Genomic DNA, 22,121 nt, shown 5'->3' with positions numbered 1-22,121 from the left:
CATGCGCACACACCCGGCCACACCCACCGAGGTCGACTCCTGGCTGACCGTCCTGCACCAGCGCGGTCACCTCCACCGCGCCCAATCCGGCCCGGATAACACCTGGACCGTGCAGCGAACCCGAAACAGCCGTCCGTGGACCCTGCACCACCCGGTCCTGGCCATGGACTGGATCGAGGACCTCGTCCGCGAAATCCGTCAGCAGAACCCGGAGACGAGCCGGTGACCGCCAGCGACCCGACGGCCACCACGTCCGGACAGCAGCGTGACCCCACGACGGCTCCTGGCGGAGCAAGTTGTCGCCTACGACGGTCCTACGGCCCGTCGTACGCACTTGCCCCCGCCCAGGAGGGCGAGGGAAGTCCGGCTGGGCCCCGAGCGAGGGCGCACGGGGACCAGCCAGACTCCCGGCACCAGGGGGCGCCAGTCGCAGGGGGAGAAGTAGACCGCCACAGCGACCGCGAGCAGCCGAGCCCGAGCGCGTCCCCCTTCCCCGACCGCAAGCCGCGCCGCCGCAGCCGCAACCCGAGCGAGCGCACCCGCAAGACGACCACCCGCCTCTCCGACACAGAGAAAGCCGAGATAGTCGTCGCCGCCGCGCAGCGCAGCGTCACCGTCGCTCGCTTCCTCGCCGCCGCCGGCCTCGCAGTCGCCCGCGGTTCCACCACCTTGCACACCAACGAACAACTCGACACCGCCATCGACGAGCTGGCCGCCCTGCGCACCGCCCTCTCCCGGGTCGGCAACAACATCAACCAGATCGCCTACGTCCACAACGCCGGAGGGCAGCCCCGACCCGGCGAACTCGAACACGCCCTCGCAACCCTGACCCGACTCCTGGCCCGCATCGACGACGCGGCCGACACCCTGGTGAAGAAGCGACTCTGATGGTCCCCAAGATCCGACGCGGCTCACGAACCCACGGCCTGCTCGTCTACCTGTACGGCCCTGGCAAACGCGACGAACACACCGACGCCCACCTCGTCGGGAGCTGGGACGGCTTCGCCCCTGACCCCGGACGAGACACCAGCCCCGACCCCGACCCCAAGGTCACCCTCGCCCGCCTCTCCGCAGCACTGGACCTGCGGGTCAAGCAGGCTGGCACCACGGCACCGGCCCAGCACGTCTGGCACTGCTCGATCCGCACCGACCCCGGCGACCGGATCTTGACCGACGCCGAGTGGAACACCGTCGCCCGCCGCCTGGTCCACGCCGTCAACCTCGCCCCCGAAGGCGATCCTGACGGCTGCCGCTGGGTCGCCGTGCGGCACGCCGACGACCACATCCACATCCTGGCCACCATGGTCCGAGGCGATCTGCGCCGCCCGAGGATGAACTACGACTTCAAGAAAGCCCAGGCCGAATGCCGACGCATCGAGCAGGAGATGGGCCTGCGCCAGCTCAAGCCCGGCGACGGCACCGGAGCCAAGTCCCCCACCAGCGCAGAGCGTTTCAAGGCCGAGCGCACCGGTCGGCCCGAGGCTCCTCGCGAGACTCTCCGCGAAGCCGTGCGTCAAGCCCTCGCGGGCACGGCCACCGAAGATGAGTTCTTCACCAGGCTCCGCGAGGCGGGCCTCCGTGTGAAGATCCGAAACGCCCCGTCCGGCGACGCCATCGGCTACAACGTCGCGCTTCCAGGCGACCGCAACCGCGAGGGCAAACCGATCTGGTACCCCGGATCCAAGCTCGCCCCTGACCTCGCACTCCCCAAGATCCGCCGCCGCCTGGCCGACGGCACCGCTGATCAGGCGACGCAGCCGGCGGCCACCAGCGGCCGGCCGGGCTGGTCACCGCCCGCCCGGGAACGACGCAACGCCACCGGCCTAGCCGAGCACGCCGCCATCCTGCTCGACAGCGACGACGACGAAGCCGCAGCTCAACTGGTAGGGGTCGGCGAACTCCTGGACGCGGTGACACAGACCTCCCCGGCCGCCACCCGCGCCGAGCTGGGTGCCGCCGCCCGCGCCTTCGAGCGTGCCACCCGCAGTCACGTCCGAGCAGAGCGCGCCGACACCCGGGCGATCCGCTCGGCGGCCCGGGGCATCATCCAGGCCGGCAGCGCTCTCGGCCGTGGCGAGGACGGCGGCACCACCGCCATGCTCGTCTCCACCTTGGTTCTGGTCGCCCTCGCCGCCGCCCGCTGGCACTCCGCCCGTGGCCATGCCCAGCAGGCCCACGCCTCCCGACAGACCGCCGAGCATCTGCGAGCCGCCTACCGCCAGGCTGCCGCAACGCCCATGCGGGCGCTGCGCGAACAAGGCCGCGCCCTGCCCGAAGCCGAACGCCGAACCCACGAGGCCGCCATCCGTGCAGCCCTGCCGGAAGAGGGGCTGCGAGCAGACAGCTCGTCGACGAAGACCGATGCCCTGGCCGCCACCCTTGCCCAGGCCGAGCAGGCAGGCCACGACCCCAAGGCCCTCCTGCAGCAAGCCATCGGCATGCGCGAACTCGACACCGCCGAGGACGTGAACGACGTCCTGGTATGGCGCCTGCGCCGACTTGCCCAGCTCCCCGCTCACCCGGGCGAAGCGACCCGCCGCCCGCAGGCCGGCACCAGCCAGCCCAAGACCTCGGCCAACCGCACCAGCACCCGGACGGCACCCATGGCCGCAGCTCGCCCCGCCGCCTCCGACCCGCGCAACCGCCCACCGCGCCGCTGACCGGAGTCCGGCAGGCCGGTCAACCGGCCTGCCGGACTCCGCGAAACCCCTGGACAACCGGTTCCACCGGCTGTTACGGATGGAAACAGAAGGACCTCGACCGGGAGATGACGCTCGTGCTCAGAACCACCGACCGCCCCGCAGAGCCGACACCCGTGCTGCCTGTCCTCCCCGCCGGAACCGATCCCCTGCTGCAGCTCGAGTACGAGACGCAGCCGCCCAGCGGCCCTGGCGCGACGCGCTGCCTCAGCCACTCGCGCGAGCTGGCCCTTCGTGGGATCCCCGTGATGTGCTCGGCCTGCCGTGCCCGGCGCGACTGGTTGCTCATCAACCACGGCCGCAACGTCTGGGTCTGCTGCCGCTGCAGCAACCAGTGGCTCGAACCCGAGATCAGCCGCGCCGACTTCGACGCCCTGATCGCCATCCCGGACGGGACGACCTACCCCAGCGTCGAGCAGGGCCTCGCCGCGCTCGGCTTCGATGGCGCCTTCGCCAGCACCTACCTGGACTAGGCGAGTGAAGTACCAATGCCGAGGAGCGCCACCGACATGTCGGTGGCGCTCCTCGGCATTGCAGGGTGGTCAGCCGCGGTTGCCGTTCTTCGGCAGCCCACCCCGGAAGTCGCAGCCGGGGCACTCGTCCTCGCCCTGGATATGACCCTCGTACCAGCCGTGGACGGCCGCATGCAGGATCGCCTCCTCCGCCGAGGCTTCGCCGCTGCGGACCGATGCGATGGCGTTGCCGACGACCACCCGGAGCGCAGCGTTGTCGGGAGAAGGGAACGGTGGGGACGGCATCGGCGAGTCGGACGTCATGGCCGCAGCCTACGGGTGGGCACGACGGCCGGTCAGCCGGACGGAGTGATCTCGTGCTGAGAGGGGCCGTGCAAGTCCCTCCGGAACCCTCGGCCGACGGGCCGCCAGCCCTGGAAGGTAGCGGGCTTCCAGCGCGGCCGGTCCGGCACGCTGGTGTCGTCGGGCTCCGGCAGGCTGCCCCGGCTCTTGCGGCTACGGGCAGCTCGGACGCTGATGCCCAGGTGAGCGGCGACCTCCGGATACCCCCAGAGTTGCTGGTCGTCGGCCATCGTGTCCTCCTCGTTCGTCGGTGATGAGCGTACGCAACACGCGGCCGGGCGTACGGCACCTGCCTGAGCGGCACGGGGCGGCCTTCTGCGGTTTCGGTCAGACCTGGGCGAGGCGATTCGAGAGATCGAGGGCGGCGGTCGCGACCGCGAGGGCGGCGCACAGGCCGAGCACCTCGTGGATGGTCGGGCGGACCAGGCGCGGCCAGTCGTCCGGGGCGGCAGGCCAGGAGGCGAGATGCACCTCGGTGGTGGCCAGGCCCAGATGCGCTGTGACGTCCCAGCCCGCGAGGGAGGCAGGCTCCCAGTGAAGGCGAATGCGGCCAAGGGGGAGTCTCGGGGTTTCGGCGGCGAGCCAGGTGACGTCGAGCGGTCCGTCGGGCAGGGCGGAGACGCGCTGGACCAGCGCGCCGCGCATGGCGCTCGGCATGGGGCGTACGGCCAGGCTGTGCAGGGGAAGGACCTGCGAAGGGCGGGATCGCGACGAGATAGGAGCCTCCGGGGGCGGTGTCGGTGGGACTGGTCAGGCCCAGGCGAGGGCGTTGCTGACCTTCACCGGGAGGTAGCCCTCCTGGCCGTCGTCGGCGATGAACGCCTTGCCGCCACGGACAACGACCTCGGCCCCCAAGTAGTGGGTGAACGGGAAGTCAGGGTTGATGGCGAGGCGGATCGGCAGGTTGGGGTCAAGGTCCTGGAGCTGGCGGAGCAGGTGGCCGACGGTCAGGTAGTGGGGCACGGAAACCTCCAAGAGCGGTACGGGATGGCAGGGCGGGGTTGGTGGTGGAGCGTCAGGAACCGTCGAGGCGAAGCAGGTCGCGAAGAACCTTCGGCCCCTGGGTGTGGCTGGTGAGGTGCCGCTTACGGCTCTCGTTGACGTAGCCCTTACCGGACTGCTTCATCTCCCAGCCGCCGCACGAGCAGATGGCCTGCGTGTACGCGCGACCAGGGCAGTCGGGGTTGAGCGGCTTGCCGGAGCTGGTGTGCTTGTGGTCCGCCGGGCAGAGAGTGCCGTCGGCGTGGTGGTTGGTGAGCGGGGCGCGGTATGCCATGGGGGCCTTCCGAGACAGGGGGCGGTAGCGGTCAGCGGCTGGGGGTGGCGATGAGCGCGGCGAGGAAACCGGCAACGGCCTCGGAGGGGGTGTAGAGGCCGAACTCCTGGACCCACGGCTCACCCTCGGTGGGCTGTACCCGGACCTGCCAGACGATGCCGCGCTTCCAGGCGGCGGTGTCTTCGGGAAGCCAGCCGACGTAGACACGGCCGTCCGGGCTCGTCGCGTGGACGTTGGCCTCCGGGGTGTCGACGATTGCCCAACCGAGCGCGTCGAGGAGGTCGAGCACCGGGCCTGCGCAGTGGTCCGACGAGAGCCAGGAGCGCTCCTCCACGGCGGGCCGGACGACAGCGGGCAGGAGGGTGGCGGAGGCGTTCACGGTTGGACGATCCCTTCGTTGACCTGCGGTTTTTCCCAACACCCGTACGTTGACATGCGGTGTGCCGAAGTACGTAGTCCTTTCCCGGGAAGCGGCGTCTGCCGTGGGCGAACTGGCGGCCGTCAGCAGAGGGCCCGTGGCCCGGGAATGGATCGGCGGACGCGGTTGTCCTAACTGGGTTGCGGCAACGGGCCGCACGGGACCGAAGGGGGAGCAGGGATGGCGGAGCCGAGCAGACACTGGGACGGAGCCGGGCTGGAGCGCAAGATCCGGGCGGCCGGGCGGCCGTGGACGGAGGGCGACATCGCGATGGTCGCCGACGGCCAGTGGGCTGTCGGTGCCCAGTCCGACGGACGGGGTGACGAGGGCGCGGTGGTGGAGCACCGGATCGCGGATGGGCGTCGCGTCGAGTTGACGCTGGAGGAGCTGGCCCGCGCGGTGGGCTCCCGCATCGGGAATGCCCACCGCGACGAGGACCTTGCCTGACCGATCAGCGGCGCGGCCCCAGGTCGGCCACCGACGGGCCGACAGCGGCCGAACGAGCGGGCTGATCGGGCGCCTGGCCCACGGCGCGTGGCGCGTGCCCGGAGCGGGCGACAGCGGCCTGGGCCAGCCGGACTGCTGGCGCCCGGTCCGAGGTCGCAGCGGCTTCACGCGCTTCGATCACGTGGCTGATTGCCTGCAGGGAAGTACGGCTCTCCGCTTGGGCGACGCGAAGGTCCGCCGCTGAGCTGGTGATCCGTTCCAGGTCGTAGAAGGCCGGCACGTGGCCAGGCGGGGTAAGGGCGTGCAGACGGTCCTGGTGCACGGCCACTGCGTTGTCGGTGATGACCAGGGCCGAGCGGATGTGCATGGCCGAGCGCAGGAGCGGGTCGTGGCTCGGGCGGCGGACCGCGAGGGATTCCAGAGCTTCGATAGGGCGGCCCCAGGCTTTCTCGATCATCGTTGTGGCCTGGTCGAGTGGGGTGGCGTCGGGCATGGCGGAACTCCCGGCATTCGGAGGTGGTTTGGTCAAAGGTGGTGCCCCGGAAGGCCCGGAGCCCTGGGGGTCAGCGGCTGTGGCGTGGGGCCGACGGGCTGGCCAGCGGCCTGGCCCCGAGAGTGTGCGCGGAATTGCTCGACCGGCTCTGTGCCGCAAACGCCGTGCGGCTGCGGGCGGCCATGACCCGGAGGTCGGCGGCTGTCTGCGGGGCGCGTGCGGCGCGGTGGACGGCCTGGGTGACAGCGGTGCGGCGCACGTCGAGTGGGGTCGGAGCCCGAGAGATCTGGGGTGTGGCTGGGCCGACGGGGGTGAGCGTGACCAGGTGCTCAACCTTGCGATCGAGCTGATGCCGCTCACGGATCACCGGGGCTGAATCGGTCATGGCGGCTGCGCGGCGATCAAGTGGGACGGGGTGCGGGCTGTGAAGACCGCCTCCGCGCGCGTGCCCCAGCCCGGTGGACCGGCCCACAGCGTGACGGTTTCGTTGTCCCAGTCAGAGAGACGGTTGTCGATCAGGACGCCTGCTTGTCCGTCAGGGGCGATGATCTCGACGGTGCCACGCTCGGCCGCGCCACGCGTCCATCCAGCATCGGTCAGCGGCCGGACGGCGTCGGCCCAGTACAACGACGGGCTCGTCAGAAAGCGCCCGTTGCCGTCGGTGGCGTCGGCTTCGGCGTAGTCGTGGGCCAGAGCGGTGGTGAGACCGGCGACGATCTCGGCCGGGGTGACATGGTTGAACGTTGCCGTCCAGCGGGTTGCGGAGACGGCGTCCTCGGCTGCGGTGATCTTCCACAGGTCGAAGTCGTCGCCGAACCAGCCGATACGAATCCGCTGGTCGGGCGAGGTAACGAGGAGCTGGCAGGGCCCCTCGTCGAGATGGTGGTGCGGCCAGTGGGCGACGGGGGCGAAGCCAGCGTCTCCGGTCCCGTTGGAGCCAGCCAGGTACACGGGGCTGACGAGTACCTCTTGGTAGGGATGCTGGATGCTCATAGTCGAGGCTCCGGGGGCATAGGAGGGGAACGCGCCCGCGTGCGCAGCGGAACGGGCTGCTCGATTGCACGCGGGCGCCGTGGCAACGGGGACACGCGGCTGGCTCTCAGCGCCACGCGGATCACCGGCCCCGAGAGGGGGCCGACTGGGCGGTGACGGCCGCCGGCACCCGCGGTTGCGGCTGCGGTGCGTGGCTGAAGAGGGCGCTCGGTGCGGCGGTGCTCCGGCGCAGGGCCGCTGCGGTTCGGATGCCATCCGACCCCAGCGGGACGCCGGCGTGGGTCCGGGTGGCCGCCGTGACGGCGGTCGGGGGCGAGGAGTGCCTCCGGGTGGCGGCGGGGTTACTCCAGTGCTCGACGGCCGCGTAGACAGGGCCCAGCGCCCGCCCGGCGTCGGTCAGGACGTAGGGGTCGCCGTGGCGCGGTCCGGTACGGGCGAAAGGCCGTCGACCTGAAGCCGGTTGAGTCGCTGCCGGGTGAAGCCGTTGTCCAGGCCAGCCTCCTCAGCGCTGTGGACGAACCGTGTGGGGCCGCCCGCGTCCAGGACCTGGATCACGGCGGTCGAATGCCGAAGGTGCAGACGCCGCACGGCGTCCTCGACACGTTCGGCACCGGCCACCTTGCCGCCGAGCGACAGGTTGCTCTGAGACCAGTCCGACAAGGTGCGGTGCACCGAAGACAGCGACTCGCCGAACGCGCTGAGCTGGTACGGAGCCCCGTGGCGGTCGTCGGCTCGGGTGACCAGCCCATCAGCGTGCATCTGGGCCAGCCGCTTGCCGACGAGCTGCTCGCTGACGAAGGGGAGCCTGGCGGCGACGTCACGCACACGCAAGGGGTGGCCCTGCTGTGCCAGGGTCTGCGCCGACCAGGTGGTCCACTTCGGTGCTATGAGGGAAAACGCGTCCTCGACACGCTGGGCATCGACCGAGCCGATGGAGAAGGCGGAGGGCTGTATGGGGGTGGTCATGGGGCGAACTCCGGTAAGGAAAGAGGGCTTTCCAGCTGTGTGGTGAGGCCGAGTGGTCAGTGGGAGGTGTTCTCGGCGCGGAGCCTCTGGAGCACCTCACCGAGGCGGCGGTTGCTGACGTGGATGCCGCGGTCGCGCAGGCCCCGGCGCAGTGCCTCGCGGTTGATGCGTTGCAGACCGGCGGCGACCTCGCGGGCGATGGCCAGCAGGTCCTGATCGGCAGGAGCAGGGGCAGCTCGGTGGGCCGGGGGCCGCTGCGCGGATGGGCGGTCCAGCAGGAGGCGGACATCCAGCAGGTCCCAAACCGCTTCCGCCTCGGTCTGCTCCTGGCGTTCGAGGTCGACGACTTCGGTCGCGTAGAGCAGCACGAGATCGTCGAGGACGTGCTCGCCGGAACGGCATCGCTGCCAGGCCGCGTCGAGGTGACGGCGGGCAGATCGGGCATCGGCGTCAGTCTGGGCGAGGCCGCCGAGCCGTCGCAGCAGGATGGGCAGGACAGGGTCGTCGGAGCGACCGGAGGCGTTGCCGCGCTGCAGTTCCTCCAGCGGGCGGCCGTACCGGTGCTCGACCAGGCGGCGGGTATAAAACGTGGTGGACATGGAGGACGTCCTTTCTGGGGAATCAGCGGGACCGGGAAGGCTTGGCGGCCGCGCTTGTTGCGGGTGCGACAGCTGGATCGGCGGCGGCGCCGGAGATCGCCGCAGAGTTGCTGCGGCTGAGGGCGGCGGATACGCGCGGCGTGGCCGTACGTGCATCTCGAAGGGCGTTCTCACCCTGCGGCGTGAGCGACAGGAGCTGTCCAGGCCGGTACAGTCCCTCGCTCGCGTCCTGGTCCAGTAGCCCGTCGGCGACCAGCCGCTGGACGGTTTCGGGCCAGACCTCCGGGTTGGGGCGCTGGCCACGCCCGTCGGAGAGATAGATGTAGCCGTAGCCCCCGCTCTGGTGGAATCGCAGTCCGCCGGCCTCGACGGCTTCGAGGGCTCCGAGCTGGCGATCACCCGAGATGGCCCAGTCATCGCCCCGGCCAGGGCCCTGTTCCTTGCCCAGGTCGGGAGTCGCCGCCTTCGAGGGCCGCGCAGCGTCCTGTTCAGGCAAGAGGCGACGGAAGGTGGATATGGACCGGGTGAGCTGCTCGTAGGCCGCGCCCCGGCGAGCGACTAGCAGTTCGATCTGCGGGCCGGTGGTCCGCAGGACGCCGTACCAGCCGCGCATGCTCGCGTGATCGCCCTGGGCAATGGGCGCAAGCAGGTGGATGGCGGACTGGGCGGCGCGGGTCAGTTCGCCGTGCAGCTCGTCGACATCACGGGCGGCCTCGGCGACCATCCTGCCGACCAGGTCGAGCGGGTCGCGCAGCGGGCGGTTGTCGCTCAGCGCCCATGGGTCCTCAACGCCGAACTCCTCGGCGACCAGGTGGGCACCGGGCCTCTTGGCCGCGTCGTGCGGGTTCATTCGGCCGCCTCCATCCGGGCGAGCAGCGAACGGACCAGGGTGGGCAGGCTGTCGGGGCCGTCGCCGATCGAGACGTGGTCGGTCGCCTCGCCGAGGACGTACGCGGCGTCTTCGAGGAGGCCGCTGGAGATCTCCATGCAGGCGTCAGTGATCCGGGAGGCTGCGAGCAGGGACTCAGAGAGCACCTTGACGTAGTCGCCCGGCGCGAGACCGGCGGCCTCGGAGGCGGTGCCAATCGCCGCCAACTCCAGCGCACTGAAGGCGAAGTCGAACTCGCTGTCCTGCTCCACGCTGGCGAGCGCGGCGAAGGCCGGGTCCGGCGGCTCCGTGGGGATGCCCACGCGCGTGCAGATCTGGTCGACCGAGGTGGTCAGCTCGGCGAGGGACTCGGTGAGCCATCCCAGAGCGGAGGCGTAGGAGGCCAGAGTGAAGAGACCTGCCGGCGTGGCGGGGAGCGGCTCGTCGGCCACGAACCCTTCGAGCCGGTCGTTCAACTCGCAGACCACCCGGGGCCCGGCGGACAGCGCGCCCAGCACGGGGTGCAGGTAGGAGCGGCTGGCGGCCGTCGGGTACTGGGCGGTGAGGACCCCGGAGACGCTCTGCGCGGCATCGCTGAGGAGGCTGGCGAGTTCGGTACGGGCCAGAGGGGCGCGGTTGGCGGTCATCGTTGGGGAGCCTTTCGGGAGGCGGAGGCAGTGGGCTGGGCTGCTGCTGGAGGAGTTGCCGGGACAGCGGTCGGCTGGTCGCCCGCACGGGGAGAGCGGGACCGAGCGGCCTGCACGCGCGCCTCGGTGGCGGAGGCTGTCTCGGGGTCCTGGCGAGGGCCGGTGCGAAGGTGGGCCGAGCGGTAGACCGCGTAGTCCTTCCGACTACCGGCGGCGACGAGATAGATCTCGCGTTTGTGGTTCGAGGTAGGCGGGGCCGGGCGGAACTGAATGACCAACCGGTAGGAGACGGACGGGTCGACGTAGACCTTGTGGAAGCCCGCGAGGCGGCCTTTCAGGGGCAGGCAGTCGTCGCTCCCGTGGACCAGGTTCTGCAGCTCAAGCAGTGCCAAGTCGCGTACCTCGTCGGGAAGTTCCCGCAGATCCGCGATGGCGTCTGGATGTGCGGCGAAGGCGAAGCGGGCGCGGCTCACATCGACCTCCGAGGACTCGGTCGCTGGGCGTCGGAGTCCGCGTCGGCGGGCTCGAATTCATGGAGACGGAAGTCGAGTTCGCCGCTCATGCCGCCAGCCCCAACTGCTCGGGTGCGGGGGTGGCCAGCACACGGTGGTTAGGCCGGGTAGGGCTCGTCGTGCACGCGGCGAAGGGTCCGTCGGGAGCACGGAGGTGCACCAGCGCCTGGTCCAGGTGGTCGCGGTGCCACGTCGAAGGACCGGACAGGCCGGCCTCGGCATCAGTGAGCTGCTGCCACGCGAGCCAGAGGGCGTGCAGCCGGGCGACGGCCTCGGGGTGTTCGTGCCACTGTGCGCACCACGGGCGAGTCGTGCTGATCTCTCGGCCGTACACCGGCAGGAAGAGGTAGTTCACCCAGTCGCTGAGTGCGGCGAGTTCGACGGCGTACGCCTCGCCGCCCAAGGCGAGGATGAACACCGACGTGGGGCCATCTGCCTGCTCGGAGTCGGTTGCCTCTGCGGCCGGAACATCGTCAGTCGGCTGGGGTGCAGCGGGCACGGGAGCGGGCTCGGAGCCTAGGCGGTCGAGGATGACGCCGTGCTGCCTGACCTCGGCCATGGTCTTGGCGAGGGTGCTGGCGAGGTCGTCGAGATCCCCGTCGGGGACGCGGAACGGCTCGGGGTCGGGGGCGGTCTTGCTGGTGTCGGACATGGGGGCGTGCTCCATCTGTGGGAGGGCGACATGGGGAAGAGGATCCGGAGAATCCGCGATTTGGTCAGGCCGGGAAATCCCGGTAGTGAGGCGCTACGCCGCCGTGCAGCGGGGGCAACGCGGGAAGGGCGGGGCCAGCAACTGCACTGCTCGGATGGCCTGTTGAGGCACAACGCCGTTGCCGAGCGCGGTGAGCTGAGCCGGTCGGCCGAGCCCCGGAGTGGCGGTGACCCAGCCGGGCTCCAGGCCCTGCATCCACTCCACGAAGTCGGCACGGAGCCGTCCGGCCGCGTCGGTGGGCGGCGGCGCGGGACGGGTGAGCATCTCCCATCGGGTGATGGCGGCTTCGTATGCACCCCATCGCCGGTCTGCTCCCCGGCTCCCAGAGCCGAATCCGTCCAGAGCGGCAGGACCACCGCTGACAAGGGAGGGCGCCACCCCTTGCCCGGGCGGCGGCCCGGGGTGCCCGTGTCGCTGGCCCGCGGTGTGGGCAGCAGCGACGCCGCCGCACTCGGCAATGTCATGTCCCCGTTGCCGTGCCGCTGGTTGGGCGAGCCCTTGATCCCGTCCGACGCCTTCGGGGTCGGCAGAAGGAGCCACTCCACCTCGTCGGCCAAGTTCGGGCCGTGGCCCCCGCTCTTCCTCTTGGAGGGGTGTTGCGAGCCGCCGTTCTTGCCGATGTTGCTGGTCGGCGTCTTGAGCAGAGTGTTCGGCGGGCCAGGCGACGAGGAAGGTGCGCTCGCGGCGGTGCGGAGCTCCGATATCGGAGGCGCGAAGCACGAGCCACCGTGCGTCGTACCGGAGGTCAGCCAGGGATCCGAGTACGGCACCGAGTGCCCGCAGAGGAGGCTGACCTGGGGTGTCTCCCAGACACCACGGGCAGAATTCCACGTCGCCAGGGGAACCGGCGGGAGAGGTGAGGAGGCCGCGCACATTCTCGATCACCACCAAACAGGGTCGGAGGGCCTCGACCGCACGGGCGACGTGCAGCCACAGCCCGGAGCGGGTCTGGGAGTTGAGTCCGGCCCGTCGGCCGGCGACCGAGACGTCTTTGACAGGGGAAGCCCGCCGTCAGGACGCACACCCCGGGGACGGGGGACCAGTCGACGGTCGTGATGTCGCCCAGGTTGGGCACCCCGGGCCAGTGCCGGGCCAGGATGCGCGAGGCGTCCGGATTCACCTCGGCGTGCCAGGCCAGCGTGCCGCCGAGGGCGGACTGCACTCCGAGGTCCAGTCCGCCGTACCCCGAGCAGAGCGAGCCGATCAACGGCGGTCGCGCGGTGGTGGTCTGCATGTCACCGGCTCCGCGCGATCCGGTCCTGGGGTGCTGCCGCCGCCAGGGCGCCAGCCGGGGGCAGAGGCCCGGGAGCGGGAGCCGCGGTCGTGGACCGGCTGCGGGCAGCCTGGAGTCGTACGGACGGAGGCGACACCGTCGCCGACGCGGCGTGCAGGGAGTCGGCCGCTTCACGTAGGGCCACCTCCGCCGTACCGAGGACGTCGTCCATCACCCGCACCGCAGCCTCCCGAGCATCCCGGGCGTCGGGCTGGTCGCGGAGGTGCTCGGTCTGGTCCAGGAAGGAGAGCTGGTGGGCCACTGCCCCGAGGGCGGCTGCCGCCTCGCCAGCAGGTCGCACAGTGGCGGCGAAGCTGGTGATGACCCGGGCAGTGTGGACCTCCCGGTCCTGGTCGGTGGCACGGAAGAGAACCTCGTCGCCCAGGTCGGTGATCATCTTGCCGAGTTCGGAGATCTGCCTGGCGACGGCGACGCTGTCGGGCGAGCGGTGGGGGCCTCCGGGTACCGGGAGCTTGCCGCGGTGGGCATCGAAGGCCGAGGCCGTGGCACGCATGGCCAGGGCGTCGGAGAGGGGGTTGCTGTTCACGGTGAAGTCCAGTGGAGAGGAGGAGCGACGGACTGTGGGGGGTAGGTTCAGCTGTGGCCGCGCGAGGGCGGTCGCGCGGCGGCCGGGGTGGGTGCAGAACCGGGCCGCGCCAAGGGCGGCGAGACCGGGCGAGGGGTGCTGCGGGCGAGGGCGGCGTGCACCCGCGCAGCGGGGGGCCTGTCTGGTGAAGGGACTGGAGCCGTCGGCGTCGGAGCCTGGCGGCCGTTCGCGGTCTGCCAGCGGGTGCGCACTTCGTCGAGTGGGCCGAGCGCATGCAGGGCGTGATTGATGAGTCGCCCGGGGGCCAGGGCCTCGTTCTCCGCCAAGGACCGGATGGCACGCGCGGAGGTGGATGCGGTGCGGGTGACCGAGAAACGCATGACCTGCTCGCCAAGCCATTCGGCGCTGCCGGGGCCGACGCCGTCGCAGATGGCGGTGAGCTGGTCGCCGGACAGTGTGCCGTCGGCCAGAAGCCCGCGCCGCTGGGCTTCCCAGAGCAGGGTGATCCGGTCGAGGGGCTCCCCCCGGTGGTGCAGCGCGCCGAGGCAGCGGTAGAGCTGCCCGTGGGCCGGGTCGGCGAAGTCGCCCGGCCGAAGCCAGCCCACCACCTCGTCCATGGCGCTCGGCTGCTCAGCCAGGACGGCTAGAAGGAACCGCTCGTCCTCGGCGACCTGGTCTGCCCGGACCGGCGGCGGGGCGGCCGGGGCGGTGGCCGGCGGAGTAGCAGGCGCGACCGGGCGAGGTTCGGTTCCCCAACGCCGTGCGAGATCGCTGAGCACCCCGGTCAGAACGTCCGCATAGTGCAGGGCTCCCTCGACCTCGCCCTGCAGGGCGTCGGCGCGAGCCGCTTGGTGAAGGCGGATCGCGTGTTCCGTGATGCTGCGATGGATCGCGCCCTCCAGCACCATGCGGCCGTACACCGGAGCGTGTGCGGGACGCGGGCAGGCCGAGATCAGGGTGTGGGCGTACACCGCGGTCAGCCCCCGTACGTGGAGGCTGGCCTCGTCGACCGCATCGGTCACCCATGACAGCGGTACGGACTTCTCGGCTGCCAACGCGGGGTGGCCGTCGTTTTGGAGCTTGCGCAGTGCGGCGAACAGCGCTTGGTGGACCGGCCGGTAGAAGTGATCCGGCGCGAGCCAGTCAAGATGCGAGAGCTGGCCCGGGTCGAGTAGCACGGAGCCGAGTACCGCCTGCTCGGCACCCAGCAGCGGGTTCATCGCTGCCCCCCTGTGTCGGGAGCGGGAGGCTCGCTCTGCCGGGCACGGAGGTCGGCGACCGCCTGGTCGGCAGCGGCCATCGCCTTGGCGAAGCCGTCCAGCAGACCGGTGAACGTGGGATCGGTGGCGAGAATCGAGCCGGCCCCGCTGACCAACCACCACTGACTGTCGCGCAGAACGACCGGCGAGCGTACGAGCCGCCCGGAGCGCGGTGTGGGCGCGCTCATGCCGACAGCCCGAAGTCGTCGCGGTCGAAGGTCTTCGCCAGGGCCCGCTCGGTGATGGCCTTCGTCGCGCGGGCGGAGGCCGGGCCGACCACCTTGGCGGACGGCTCCTTGTACCAAGGCCGGAGGTCGAGCATCGCGACCCGGATGCCGGTGGCTAGGAGCAGCGCCTTGCCCTTGGGGAGGGCGCGGATCGCGTCGGGCGGCAGGATCCGCTCGGTACGCATGCTCACCGAGGTGGACTTGCCGCCGTCGCTGGTCGACACCGACGTCGTCTGCACGTCGTGGTCACCAACCTGCCTGCTCAGACGGTCGGCGAAGTCGGCGTCGTCGATGCCACTTCCGATGATCTTGATGGTCGCGGCGGACCAGAGTGCATCCATGCCGGCCTCGCCCCAGCACCGCTGGCCCTGCCGGTAGGACTGCAGGATCGTCATCGGGATCACGCCCCGTGAGCCCAGGTGGCTGTACAGGTCAGGGAGATCCGAAATTTTGCAGACGTTCGCGGCCTCGTCGAGGACGCACAGGGCGGGCGGGTCGAGCCGTCCGCCGGAGCGCTCGGCGACGACCACGGCCGCGCGCATCACGGCGTCGGCCGCTGCAGCGATGATCGCGCTCGCGCTGCCGCCGCCGTCCTTGCTGAGGAGGTACAAGGTGTCGCGGGACGTGGCGAAGGTGAAGGGCTTGAACTCGGGGAGGTCCTTGCTCGGCGTGACCCAGGCTGCGACGTCCGGGTCGAGCAGGCAGCTCGCGTACTGCCTCGCCGTCTCATAAATGCCGTCGCGGGTCTCGGTCGCGCCGGAGACGGTGCCCTGGAGCTGGGCGGCGACCGCGTCGTGGCCGGCATCCGTGAGCAGGTCCACCGGGGTCCGGTCGGCGGGGGAGGCGAGCCAGGCCAGGACGTCGGTGATCGGCCGCCGGTGGCTGGCGGCAGCGAGGAACAGCGCGCCGAGCGTGTTGCTCGCGGCGGTGGACCAGAAGTCGGAGCCGTTCGACTCGTCCACGCTGGCGGCGACGAAGTGTCCGGCCAAACGTTTCGCCCCGGCCAGGTCGCGGGCGTCGGCCAGGATGTCCCACCACATCTCGCGCGGGTGGTGGGCGATCTGCTGGGGGTCGAGGGTCCAGATCGTGCCGACCTCGGCGCGAGCGTCCACCGTCGCGGTGAAGGCATCGTTGGCCGCCTTGTTCGAGGTCAGCAGCACCGGGCCGGGAGCCGCGAGAATCGCGGGGATCGCCAGTCCGGAGGTCTTACCGCTTCGCGGAGCCATGATCGCGACGATCACGTCCTCCCAAGAAGCGCGGACATTGGCCAGCCCCGGGGAGAGGGTGCCGAGCAGGATGCCGCGGTCAGCAGGAGCGACCTCTTTTACACTCCCGGCCGCTCAGGGACGGCCGCAGGGTCCTGGCCTTGGCGGTGATCTCCTTGTCCAGCAGCGGGGCGAGGTCGGCCTTCCGGGCGAGGCCGTTCTTCGCGCCGCCGCGCAGCCGCATCCACAGCACCAGGCCGACGATGGTGAGGCAAACGGACAGCAGGCCGGGGATGATCCGCGCGCCGACCAGCAGGGCCGTGGGGCTCAGGTGCGGCCACAGCACGTCGGGATGAAGCAGCGCGTCGGTGGCCCTGAACGGGGACCAAGGCCCGCTGCCAAAGAGGGAGTTGCTGAGATTGCCGGTCAGCCACGCCAGCGAACCGAAGGCGAGCGCGATGCCGAGTATGCCGAAGAGGAGGTAGAGGAACGCGTCCGACCCGGTGGTGGTCGAGGGTGCGCTGGTACGCGGGGCGGGCATGGTGGGTCCTGGGAGTGAGCGCAGGCGAGTGATGGGGGCGGGGCACGCGGCGCTCTTCTGCTGGTCATCGAGGCAGCTCCTGTTCGGGAAGAGAGTTGGCGGTCGGGGCTATCGGGTGCGGGGGGCTCGGGGCGGCGGAGTGCTCGCCGACGCCTCTGCGGAACTGACCGGGGACGTCGTGCGCTGAGCGGCGGCATTCGGCGAGGAGGTACGGGCAGCGCGCTGCCGGTTCGCTTCCGGATCGCCCTCGGCGGGGGGCGGGGCTGAGGCGACCGCGCCGGCACCGAGGACGTCGCTGAGCAGCTCCCTGGTCCGCAGGACGTTGACCACCTCGTGGTTCCTGGGATCGGTGAGTTCGGCAGGGCACGCGGCGATCCCGTCCTCGACGATCTCCAATTGCCCCTGGACGTCCCGGAGCATGCCGTGGGCAGCGGCCAGCCGCGTCCAGGTCTCGAAGGTGGGGTTGTGGTTCGGGTCGTCGAACGCCAGACGTGCGCGGGTCCAGTCGGCGGCAGCGGCGACGAGTTCGGTCAGCTGCGGCAGAGCCCCGACAAGTGCGCTGTTGACCTCCTCGATGATTCCGGCAACCTCGTCGGGCGTTGCGGTCTCGGTGAGCCGGGCGATCAACCTGGGGACGGAGTACGGGTCGGCGGAAGGATGGGGCAGGTAGCGGACCTGCACCGGCTTGTCGGAGCCGGACGTTTCGCTGCCATGGGCGAGCCGGATGTTGTGCTGCATCGCGGCGCCGACGGCCTCGCCGATGCTCGGGTAGAACTCGGGCACGGTTGCTCCTCGGTCGTTGTGCTGGATTTCCGGGCTGGGTGGGGGCACGCGCACACGTGCTCCCCACCTGGGCGGACGGACTCGGGTCCGGGCGCCGGTCTGGTGGCGGAGGAGGGCAGCGGCAGGTTCACGGTGGCATCTGGGTCACCGCGTCCGAGGGCCGGGGACCTGTGACGGACGTACGGCCGCGTTGACGTCCGCCGCCCCGGCGCCGAAGGCCGAGGAGACCTTGGCCTTGGCCGCTGCAGGCGATGTGGCGAGAGCGGCGCTTCGGGGGTCGGGGAGCCTCGGAGAGTGCGTCCGCGTCTCGGTCGGGGGCTGCTGCGCGTGGCCGACACGGCGCAACTCGGCCTCTGAGTCCACGAGTTCCGACTGTGCCGAGCTGACGAACTCTGCAGCGAAGCCGAACCGGTCGGCGAGCTGGTACGCCTCGTCATCGAGATCGGTGATCTGCTCGCCTGCCACCTCCAGCGCTTCCCGGACACGCTCCAGCGCGCCGTGCTCGGCATGAAGGAGGTGGTCGACCGCCCGCCGAAGGTCCTCACCGTTCTCGGCGGACCTGATCTGGTCGGTGAGTCGGAGGAGTTCCGCTCCGGCGATGTAGGGCCCGAGCGGGTTTGCCGGGGTGGCCATCTGGGCGGTGTCGAGCGAGGGGTCGAGGTCGACACCGTAGCGGGCGGCGCGGAGCATCTCGGCAGCGTGGGTGGCGATGGCCGCGCGATCAGCGGCCGGGGTGGTGGTGGGAAGGCGATGGCGTCGGCCGTACCAGTCGTCGATCTGCTGGAAGCCAGCGTGCTTGAGGAGCGTGGCGGAAAGGTCGTCGCTGGCGCCCTTCGCCGAGACGCTGCCGCTGGGCTCGGCGGTGAAGGTGATGGAGGGGGCAGGCACGTGGATCTCCTGGGCGCGGGGTATCGGGCGTGGAGCGGTGGGCAGGTGGCCCAGCTCGGAGGCGAGGCGGTGACACTCGGTTTGGAGGCGGAAGGCGTCGCGGTAGGCGTTGTGGAGGCTGCCGTCCTCACGAGCGAGGGTGGCCACGACGTGCACCTGCCGGGACTGGTTGCGCAGGGCGATCCACCGGCAGGCGTCCGGATCGCCGTCCGGGGCGATGCCGGTGGCGGCTACCAGGCGGTGGGCGACGGTGGCCCACTGCGAGTCGGTGAGGTCCGGCCGGCGAGGGTCGGAGCGGACCGAGCAGATCCAAACCGGCCGTTCGGGTGCGCGGGCCCCGAGGCGCTCGACGGGTGCGTCGAGGGCGTGGGCCAGGTAGGGCAGCGAGTCAGGCACGGCCAGCAGTTCGATCGGGGCTCCGTGGCCGTCACCCGCGATCAGCCGGGGGCTGGTGTGGTTACCGCGTTCGCCCGGCCCGTACAGGTACGTGAGCAGACCGGCGGTGTGGCTGGCGCGCTGCAGGTGGGCGATCACGGCGTCTACCTCGAAGGGGAGTGGCGAACGGGAGCCCGGGTGGTCGGGCCGTCAGGGAGAGAGGATCCGCAGATTCCGCGATTTGGCCCGGCCGGAGATGGCTGGTAGACGCCCCGGCTCGTCGAGGCGGTGGTTGTAGGCGAAGTCCGCGCAGGCGGAGCGTGCGAAGTACGCGTCGTTGTGCAGCCGGGCCCAGCGGCCGTCCTGGCGGATGACGGTGGCGACGATGTCGAGTCCGTTGGCCTGGTTGCGCAGGGCGGCCCACCGGCAGGCGTGAGAGCAACCACTGGAAGTGACACTTGACGAAGCCGTTGACCAGGCCACTCTCATCTGTACTCCAGTGCGGATGACCCGTTTCGAACCACTGAATGTGAGAGTGGTCGCGAGGTCCGTCACGAGTGCAGAAGGCGACTGAGGGCAGGCACGCCTCCAGGCTTCTCTCTCCTCGCACGACCCGGAAGTTCACCTTCGTCGGGATGCCCTCGTGCTCGAGGTTGGGGCATGAAGCAGGTGTGGCTCTGTAGCCGTCGAAGTGCATAAGGGTCTCGACGACCTCATCGACGTGACATTGACGGTGCCCTCGAAGTCCCGAACCCCGCAGCGGCCCTGGACCGGCACCTACCCGACGCTGACAGGCGGCCATCACCCTGCCGACCAAGCGGCTTGATGGTCATGACCAAGGGCCAAAGATATTTGACCCGAAACGGTTGTGGTTCTGGGGCGCTGGTCGATGTGTGATCGATCAGCCCTCGCACGCTGGGCTGCTCGCCGTGGGCTGGTACGACATCGAGGCCGGGAGCGGGGAGAGACATGATGCTGAGCGAGCTGACATCCGCTGAGTCGACCGCCTTCCACGCGGGCTACGTCCGCGAGGCCACGGCGTGCCCAGCATGCGGCAGGCCCGGGGAGGCCCCACGGGTTGGCGCGAGGACAGAGCCATACATGTCACCCGCGCTGGGTGCGTCGGCGGAAGAATCGGAGTCCAGAGCTGTGAGCTCGTCCAGACCAGGCCCTACAGCTAGGGGAGTCGCCTCACTCCGTCGCGCATCGGGCCTCGGCGCGATCGCCTTGTCTTCCATCACGGCCGACAAGCCTGCGACGCCCCCGATCGACGGTAAACAGCAGGTCACTTGACAGCGTGGCCTGGGCCGTTGTCAGGAGTGCGCGGCCTGTTGAACCACTCGCCCGCGGTGCGTCGGCTGAGCAGCACGACGATGGTGATCGCGCCGACCAGCCCGAAGATTCCGCCCTGGACTCCCCGAGCAGTCCCGCCGAGCGCGAGTACGATCTGCACGCTCGCCAGGACAATCGACGTGACACGCACGCCGTTTGTGGCCTTGCTGTAGCGGAACGCCAGAATGAAGAGCACACAACCCATCAGGTTCTGGCCGAAGGCCGCGCCTGCTGCCCGCGGACTGACGACGACGCCCACCAGAACCGACACCAGCAGGCACAGCCCCATCATCACGAAGATTGCCACCCGCGCGGCACGGACACTGGTCGGCATGGAGGCGTCGAGGTGCGAGCTCCCGTACGTGCCCGGGGCCCCATGGCCGACTGGGATTCCGTATGGGGCTGAGGTGCCAGGTTCCCCGTACGGGACCGGAGTGTTGGGCTGTCCGTAGGGATTCGGCGTGTTCGGATGTTCGTTCGACATGCCCGAGACTTTAACCGGTGCAATGAGGTTCGCGTCGGCGCTCCACGCACCGTCTCGGGACCGATCCGAGCCGCGCATCAGCAGGTTCTCTTGGTCTCCGTATAGCCACCGAGTGCCCCAGGTCGAATTCTCTGGGGAGCTTCTGTTACTCGGGAGGCGGGATCCGTCTGGCGCAGCTTGCGGGTGATCCTCAGGCGCGTACCCAGGCGGCAGTCACACACCCTTCGAGCCCGACCTCAGGAGGTCAGCGCACGGATTGAGTGGTAGGCGCCGAAGACCGCGAGGCACAGCGGCACGAGGGTCAGCAGCACACTTGTCTCCGCGATCTCCAGCATGCGCGCCCAGAAGGGGGTCACGCCCTTGCTCGGCACGATCAGTCCGATGGTGATGATCAGTGCGGCGATTCCGGCGACCGCGGCCGCAAGCCAGATCGTACGGATGTCGAGCGCTGTCCCGTCGCCTTTCAACGCGTTGAACATCAGCCCCTTCGGCGGATTCAGGCACAGCCCGAGGCCGAGGAGGACCAGGGCGCCGAGGCCTGCAGCGAGCGCGCAGCCGACCTGTGCCGTGTAACGGAAGAGGCTGGCGCGCATCAGCATGGCGACGCCGGTGGCGAGTGCGAGCAGCTGCCCCCATATGTCGCCGGAGAATCCGAGCACGGCCGCAGCGCCCGCGACCACCAGCGCACAGCCGCCGACCAGGCCGACGAGCAGCTCGTGACCGCGCCGTGCCTGGGCGGCGATCCCCTCGGCGTCGACCGGGCCGTGCCCCTGGGGTGCGGGGTCGGCCCCGTAGCCGCCGGCGGCGGTGGGCGGAGGCTCGAAGCCGATGGGAATGCGGGCGAAGCGGGTGGAGAGGCCGGGCAGGAAGGCAAGGAGTCCCACGGAGAGCGGCGCGCACACCGCAGCGATCTCGACCGCGTCCATCCCGGTGGTGATCGCGGCGAAGGTCACCGAGAGACCGACAGCGGCGGCAAAGACGCACGCGACGAAGGGACCGTCTCCGCCTGGGGCCACGACCATGAGGATCACGGAGGCCACCAGCACGGCAGCGCAGGCGAGCAGGAACTGCAGTTTGCCGACACCCTGCCCCTCCCCCAGCGGCAGCAGCCCCGCACCCGCTACCGCGGCGTTCGCGAGCGAACCGATCCCCAGAGCCACCGAGGAGCCCCGGTCGGCATACATCCGTGCACGTACGCCGGCCAGCGCGAGCAGGAGTACGCCGCTGACTGCGGCCAGGACGCCGGGCAGACCGTGCATGTCGTGCCGGGGGTCGGCGGTCCACAGCACGAATGCGAGCAGCACCAGCAGAACCGAGCCTCCGAAGAGCCCGGCGCCGCGCATCAGCCTGTCGTTCCAGAGCCTGCGGTGGCGGGCGACTGCGGAGGCCACGGCATCGGAGACATCGTCGAATACCGCCGGGGGCAACGACTCCGCGAAGGGGCGCAGAGACAAGAGCTCTCCGTCGAGAATGCGCTGGCCGGCCAGAGAGCGTGCGCTGTCGAGCACGGTGCCGTCGCGACGCACCAAGTGATAGCCGACCGGAGCACTCTCCGCGCGGCGCTGTCCAGACAGCCGCAGAATTTCAGGATGGAGGTCAGCGACGGGGACGTCGTCGGGCAGCGCGACATCGACGCGGCTGTCAGGTGCGACGACCGTGACCCGGCAGAAACCGGTTCCGTTGTTCGACGGAGCCCCATAAATGGAATGCCCGGTTCCGTGGGCCACTGCTCGGGCCGTCGTAGTCACCTGCTGCTCCCCCT

At 70.6% G+C, this 22,121-nt stretch carries 27 protein-coding genes and 4 pseudogenes; 5 read left to right on the top strand and 26 right to left on the bottom strand.

Going from position 1 to position 22,121, the window contains the following annotated elements; genetic code table 11:
- The first annotated feature begins 1 nt into the window (after nt 1).
- The 4 genes from J7I98_RS14020 (at nt 2) to J7I98_RS14005 (ending at nt 3,172) form a co-directional block, all read left to right on the top strand.
- A complete protein-coding gene (locus J7I98_RS14020; protein WP_214920985.1) occupies nt 2-226 on the top strand; it encodes a hypothetical protein in 225 nt (74 codons plus the stop codon).
- On the top strand, nt 223-888 hold the full coding sequence (locus J7I98_RS42570) for a MobC family plasmid mobilization relaxosome protein (protein WP_214920984.1): 666 nt from the start codon (nt 223-225) through the stop codon (nt 886-888). The genes J7I98_RS14020 and J7I98_RS42570 overlap by 4 nt, the downstream gene beginning before the upstream one ends.
- Nucleotides 888-2,660 carry a relaxase/mobilization nuclease domain-containing protein gene (locus J7I98_RS14010; RefSeq protein ID WP_214920983.1) on the top strand — a complete coding sequence of 591 codons (1,773 nt, stop codon included), beginning with the start codon at nt 888-890 and terminating at the stop codon, nt 2,658-2,660. The genes J7I98_RS42570 and J7I98_RS14010 overlap by 1 nt, the downstream gene beginning before the upstream one ends.
- 107 nt (nt 2,661-2,767) lie before the next feature.
- The gene (locus J7I98_RS14005; RefSeq protein WP_214920982.1) at nt 2,768-3,172 is read left to right on the top strand and encodes a hypothetical protein; all 405 of its coding nucleotides are present in this window, start codon (nt 2,768-2,770) and stop codon (nt 3,170-3,172) included.
- A gap of 69 nt (nt 3,173-3,241) precedes the next feature.
- On the opposite strand, the gene J7I98_RS14000 is transcribed toward J7I98_RS14005, so the two are convergent.
- From J7I98_RS14000 to J7I98_RS13975, 6 genes are all read right to left on the bottom strand, one after another.
- Nucleotides 3,242-3,475, bottom strand: coding sequence for a hypothetical protein (locus J7I98_RS14000; protein ID WP_214920981.1), 234 nt, complete (start codon nt 3,473-3,475; stop codon nt 3,242-3,244).
- Between the two features lie 32 nt (nt 3,476-3,507).
- Nucleotides 3,508-3,744, bottom strand: a complete 237-nt coding sequence (locus tag J7I98_RS13995; RefSeq protein WP_214920980.1) for a sigma-70 region 4 domain-containing protein — start codon at nt 3,742-3,744, stop codon at nt 3,508-3,510.
- A gap of 97 nt (nt 3,745-3,841) precedes the next feature.
- The gene (locus tag J7I98_RS13990; protein WP_214920979.1) at nt 3,842-4,171 is read right to left on the bottom strand and encodes an esterase; all 330 of its coding nucleotides are present in this window, start codon (nt 4,169-4,171) and stop codon (nt 3,842-3,844) included.
- A 93-nt stretch (nt 4,172-4,264) separates the two neighbouring features.
- Nucleotides 4,265-4,477, bottom strand: a complete 213-nt coding sequence (locus J7I98_RS13985; protein ID WP_214920978.1) for a hypothetical protein — start codon at nt 4,475-4,477, stop codon at nt 4,265-4,267.
- A 52-nt stretch (nt 4,478-4,529) separates the two neighbouring features.
- Nucleotides 4,530-4,790 (bottom strand): hypothetical protein, encoded by a 261-nt coding sequence (locus J7I98_RS13980; protein ID WP_214920977.1) that lies wholly within the window; start codon nt 4,788-4,790, stop codon nt 4,530-4,532.
- Nucleotides 4,791-4,821: 31 nt separating this feature from the next.
- Nucleotides 4,822-5,169 (bottom strand): DUF317 domain-containing protein, encoded by a 348-nt coding sequence (locus tag J7I98_RS13975; protein WP_214920976.1) that lies wholly within the window; start codon nt 5,167-5,169, stop codon nt 4,822-4,824.
- Nucleotides 5,170-5,388: 219 nt separating this feature from the next.
- On the opposite strand from J7I98_RS13975, the gene J7I98_RS13970 reads away from it, so the two are divergent.
- Nucleotides 5,389-5,655 carry a hypothetical protein gene (locus J7I98_RS13970; RefSeq protein ID WP_214920975.1) on the top strand — a complete coding sequence of 89 codons (267 nt, stop codon included), beginning with the start codon at nt 5,389-5,391 and terminating at the stop codon, nt 5,653-5,655.
- 4 nt (nt 5,656-5,659) lie between these two features.
- Here the strand turns inward: J7I98_RS13970 and J7I98_RS13965 are convergent, their stop codons facing one another.
- From J7I98_RS13965 to eccD, 20 genes and pseudogenes are all read right to left on the bottom strand, one after another.
- Nucleotides 5,660-6,148, bottom strand: coding sequence for a hypothetical protein (locus J7I98_RS13965; protein ID WP_214920974.1), 489 nt, complete (start codon nt 6,146-6,148; stop codon nt 5,660-5,662).
- Nucleotides 6,149-6,218: 70 nt separating this feature from the next.
- Nucleotides 6,219-7,141, bottom strand: a pseudogene (locus J7I98_RS13960) (DUF317 domain-containing protein).
- A gap of 396 nt (nt 7,142-7,537) precedes the next feature.
- Entirely contained in the window at nt 7,538-8,107 is a 570-nt protein-coding gene (locus tag J7I98_RS13955; protein ID WP_251020575.1) for a helix-turn-helix domain-containing protein, read from the bottom strand.
- Nucleotides 8,108-8,163: 56 nt separating this feature from the next.
- On the bottom strand, nt 8,164-8,706 hold the full coding sequence (locus J7I98_RS13950; RefSeq protein WP_214920973.1) for a hypothetical protein: 543 nt from the start codon (nt 8,704-8,706) through the stop codon (nt 8,164-8,166).
- 22 nt (nt 8,707-8,728) lie between these two features.
- A complete protein-coding gene (locus J7I98_RS13945) occupies nt 8,729-9,556 on the bottom strand; it encodes a large ATP-binding protein (RefSeq protein WP_214920972.1) in 828 nt (275 codons plus the stop codon).
- Nucleotides 9,553-10,221 carry a hypothetical protein gene (locus tag J7I98_RS13940; RefSeq protein WP_214920971.1) on the bottom strand — a complete coding sequence of 223 codons (669 nt, stop codon included), beginning with the start codon at nt 10,219-10,221 and terminating at the stop codon, nt 9,553-9,555. The genes J7I98_RS13945 and J7I98_RS13940 overlap by 4 nt, the downstream gene beginning before the upstream one ends.
- On the bottom strand, nt 10,218-10,694 hold the full coding sequence (locus J7I98_RS13935) for a hypothetical protein (RefSeq protein WP_214920970.1): 477 nt from the start codon (nt 10,692-10,694) through the stop codon (nt 10,218-10,220). The genes J7I98_RS13940 and J7I98_RS13935 overlap by 4 nt, the downstream gene beginning before the upstream one ends.
- 85 nt (nt 10,695-10,779) lie before the next feature.
- Nucleotides 10,780-11,385, bottom strand: a complete 606-nt coding sequence (locus J7I98_RS13930; RefSeq protein WP_214920969.1) for a DUF4913 domain-containing protein — start codon at nt 11,383-11,385, stop codon at nt 10,780-10,782.
- A 93-nt stretch (nt 11,386-11,478) separates the two neighbouring features.
- The gene (locus J7I98_RS40990) at nt 11,479-11,709 is read right to left on the bottom strand and encodes a hypothetical protein (RefSeq protein ID WP_251020574.1); all 231 of its coding nucleotides are present in this window, start codon (nt 11,707-11,709) and stop codon (nt 11,479-11,481) included.
- Between the two features lie 405 nt (nt 11,710-12,114).
- Nucleotides 12,115-12,384, bottom strand: a pseudogene (locus tag J7I98_RS40985) (DNA cytosine methyltransferase); the annotation flags it as partial.
- A 121-nt stretch (nt 12,385-12,505) separates the two neighbouring features.
- Nucleotides 12,506-12,679, bottom strand: a pseudogene (locus J7I98_RS40980) (DNA methyltransferase); the annotation flags it as partial.
- 1 nt (nt 12,680) lies between these two features.
- Nucleotides 12,681-13,265 (bottom strand): hypothetical protein, encoded by a 585-nt coding sequence (locus J7I98_RS13920; protein ID WP_308377748.1) that lies wholly within the window; start codon nt 13,263-13,265, stop codon nt 12,681-12,683.
- A 47-nt stretch (nt 13,266-13,312) separates the two neighbouring features.
- Nucleotides 13,313-14,485, bottom strand: coding sequence for a DnaB-like helicase N-terminal domain-containing protein (locus J7I98_RS13915; protein WP_214920968.1), 1,173 nt, complete (start codon nt 14,483-14,485; stop codon nt 13,313-13,315).
- A complete protein-coding gene (locus J7I98_RS13910) occupies nt 14,482-14,712 on the bottom strand; it encodes a hypothetical protein (protein WP_214920967.1) in 231 nt (76 codons plus the stop codon). Before J7I98_RS13910 ends, J7I98_RS13915 begins: the two co-directional genes overlap by 4 nt.
- A pseudogene (locus J7I98_RS13905) lies at nt 14,709-16,497 on the bottom strand (type IV secretory system conjugative DNA transfer family protein). The gene J7I98_RS13910 and the pseudogene J7I98_RS13905 overlap by 4 nt, the downstream one beginning before the upstream one ends.
- A gap of 108 nt (nt 16,498-16,605) precedes the next feature.
- A complete protein-coding gene (locus J7I98_RS13895; RefSeq protein WP_214920964.1) occupies nt 16,606-17,280 on the bottom strand; it encodes a hypothetical protein in 675 nt (224 codons plus the stop codon).
- A gap of 144 nt (nt 17,281-17,424) precedes the next feature.
- On the bottom strand, nt 17,425-18,702 hold the full coding sequence (locus J7I98_RS40975) for a hypothetical protein (protein WP_251020573.1): 1,278 nt from the start codon (nt 18,700-18,702) through the stop codon (nt 17,425-17,427).
- A gap of 51 nt (nt 18,703-18,753) precedes the next feature.
- A complete protein-coding gene (locus J7I98_RS13885) occupies nt 18,754-19,032 on the bottom strand; it encodes a hypothetical protein (protein ID WP_214920963.1) in 279 nt (92 codons plus the stop codon).
- A 796-nt stretch (nt 19,033-19,828) separates the two neighbouring features.
- Nucleotides 19,829-20,209: a hypothetical protein gene (locus J7I98_RS13880; protein WP_214920962.1), complete on the bottom strand. Its 381-nt coding sequence runs from the start codon at nt 20,207-20,209 to the stop codon at nt 19,829-19,831.
- A gap of 386 nt (nt 20,210-20,595) precedes the next feature.
- Nucleotides 20,596-22,107 carry a type VII secretion integral membrane protein EccD gene (eccD, locus tag J7I98_RS13875; RefSeq protein ID WP_214920961.1) on the bottom strand — a complete coding sequence of 504 codons (1,512 nt, stop codon included), beginning with the start codon at nt 22,105-22,107 and terminating at the stop codon, nt 20,596-20,598.
- Between the last annotated feature and the right edge of the window lie 14 nt (nt 22,108-22,121).

It is taken from the genome of Streptomyces sp. ISL-98, assembly GCF_018614055.1.
GTDB classification, from domain to species: Bacteria; Actinomycetota; Actinomycetes; order Streptomycetales; family Streptomycetaceae; genus Streptomyces; species Streptomyces spiramyceticus.
This window is presented reverse-complemented; position numbering and strand designations above follow the sequence as displayed.